Below are 2,253 nucleotides of genomic sequence, written 5' to 3' on the forward strand. Positions count from 1 at the left end.
TCATCTGGCCTCTAACTCAAAGTTAATAAGGGAATTGTACTTTGATTATAAAAATAGCACTATTGCGTTATGTGCGTCATGTGCGCTGATAACCCTAATCACATCACTCAAGGTTATCGTCATCAAGGGTTCAATGGGCATTCTCACCGAGCGGGAAAAGGAAGTAATGTCGCTCCTCCGGAGGGGGAAGAGCGTTAAGGACATCGGTAAAGAATTGAAGATTCCAGTAACCAGTGTGTCCAGGTCCATTACCAGCATCAGGCGGAAGGCTCAGGACATGGAGGAGGACATCCTGTTCTTGAGAAAACTCGGATACCTGGATATCAAGGACTGCAAGATCGTTTTCATCACTCCTGACCGGGACCCCAAGGCGTTGAGCAAATTGAAGTAAGCGACCGGAGCGCCCGTTCCCTAGCGTCCACGACGTCTCCTTTTCTCAAGGCACTCGCCGTGACAGAAGGATTTTGAGTTCACTAGGTCGTCCAATATCTTTTGGACTAAAGGGTCGGTCAGGTCCCATTCGATTACCTCCCCGCAGTCTGAGCAAGTCCCTATCTCAACGTTCATCAAGGCTTCCTCCTGAGCCTGGCCCCATGCCTGTTCATACGCTTTCTTAGTCGCTTCCCTAATCCTCTTTTTCTCCGCCTCCAGGTCCTTCTCGATGAGCCCTGCACCGCGCATCAAAATCTCCCGATTGCTCATCCCCAGCTTCTTTCCGATCTCATCAAGGCGTTCGCGATCTTCTTTCGATACTCTGACCGTCACGCATGGATGGCTTTCCTCGTACCTGATCCTCGATGGATACTTTGCAGCAGCCATGTTCTCGAACATCATTCAACGCTAAAAATTATAAAGGAATGCCCTAAGGATGATGATAGTAATGACCATAGAGACTACCACAGTGCATACCATGGCGATTGCATTATGGAATGCCATGGTCGATTACCATGGAAGATAGGCCCTAGGGGGCGGTTTCCTTCGCGCGCGTGTATATGCTATAAAAGACAGACAGAAAAATACACATGTGGATGTACACAACCGTTATCCAAAAAATCCAGGACCAATTTTTTTATTCTTGCTAAGATATGGGTTTGGCAATTCCATCATTTGATGAATGGGGTGGTCGGATGTCGGGCGATTTTATTAAAAGATTCATGGGAGTCAAGGATTGGAAAGACGTCAAAGAAGGCGAACTTCAAAATTTCATAAAAAGCGGTTTGCAGGAGAATATGAATCTAGAATTCAAAGGTAAAGAATACATCAACGGAAAGGAGAACAAAATTGGTAAAGCCATCAGCGGGTTTGCTAACTCGGATGGCGGCCTCTTGATAATCGGTCTGAGCGAATCAAAGGATGATGATCCTCCAAAACCGGGCGTATTAGAGCCCATGACCATTACAAAAGAGGATTGCCAGAATATCCTATTCAATTACGCAAAACCCTGGCCTGAAAAAACGATTATCCATCCAGTAGACCTCGCTCAGAGTGGTCGGATATTTCTTGTTGATGTCCCAGGCGATGTCTATCCGCCAGTCCAAGAAGCTAGGGGCGGTGCATATTACACTCGAATTAATTTCCAGAATGTTCCGATGCCGCATCACCTCGTGGAAAGAGCATTTGGTAAGCGGTTGAAACCAATGTTGGAACCCAGGGCCTACCTTATGGGCGTTAAGTTGCCCCAGGGCGACGATCTAATGATTGAGGCGACGATTCGGTTGGCACTCGGTAACAACGGACCGGTAGCTGCCACTCAACCTGCAATTATAATTGCAGTGGGTGATGAAAAGCTCCCTATGGAAGCGTATAACGAAGGCAATGAACTGATGATGAAATATTCTCCAGGAAATAATCTCAATGGTACGTGGCCAACAATGAGTCAGAACATACCAATACCCATTTATGCGGGAATGTTTAAAAATGCAGGTACAATCCGATTTCGTATTGTTGCGCCTAACTGCCTAGACATTAGTGTTGCTTGTATAGAAGCCCCTGTTGAGACATATACGTTAGAGCTAAGTGAGGAGTTGCTAATGGGCTATATTTATGAGGAGAAGAAAACGGCCATGGGAAGATTAGTAAATGGTAATCTTCCTTTTCCGCCTAAGCGCATTCCTCTAAAGCTGAATGAAACACAGGATGTGAGGGAATATCGATAATTCCCCCCATGTCTACACCCTTCCTGCCGCGTGAATGATAAGTCAGTATTCTATATCTTACGAATGCCCGATGGTTTCCCCGTCCATATATAAATCT

Annotated in this window: 3 protein-coding genes; 2 read left to right on the plus strand and 1 reads right to left on the minus strand. The window is 46.0% G+C overall.

Annotation, left to right across the window (positions count from 1 at the left end; translation table 11 throughout):
* A partial coding sequence (locus WYS_RS13775) for a LuxR C-terminal-related transcriptional regulator (protein ID WP_236993948.1) occupies positions 1 to 391 on the plus strand: 391 nt, incomplete at its 5' end.
* Positions 392 to 411: 20 nt separating this feature from the next.
* Here WYS_RS13775 and WYS_RS00205 read toward each other — a convergent pair.
* Positions 412 to 834 carry a hypothetical protein gene (locus WYS_RS00205; RefSeq protein WP_019176140.1) on the minus strand — a complete coding sequence of 141 codons (423 nt, stop codon included), beginning with the start codon at positions 832 to 834 and terminating at the stop codon, positions 412 to 414.
* 251 nt (positions 835 to 1,085) lie between these two features.
* Between WYS_RS00205 and WYS_RS00210 the strand changes: the two genes are divergently transcribed.
* Complete coding sequence (locus tag WYS_RS00210; RefSeq protein WP_081579745.1) at positions 1,086 to 2,156, plus strand: ATP-binding protein; 1,071 nt, start codon at positions 1,086 to 1,088, stop codon at positions 2,154 to 2,156.
* Positions 2,157 to 2,253: the final 97 nt, after the last annotated feature.

This window comes from Methanomassiliicoccus luminyensis B10 (assembly GCF_000308215.1).
In the GTDB taxonomy this organism is placed as follows: Archaea; Thermoplasmatota; Thermoplasmata; order Methanomassiliicoccales; family Methanomassiliicoccaceae; genus Methanomassiliicoccus; species Methanomassiliicoccus luminyensis.

Coding starts and splice junctions, on each gene's coding strand:
- WYS_RS00205 (WP_019176140.1), bottom strand. CDS start 834: ATGATGTTCGAGAACATGGCTGCTGCAAAGTATCCATCGAGGATCAGG.
- WYS_RS00210 (WP_081579745.1), top strand. CDS start 1,086: ATGGGTTTGGCAATTCCATCATTTGATGAATGGGGTGGTCGGATGTCG.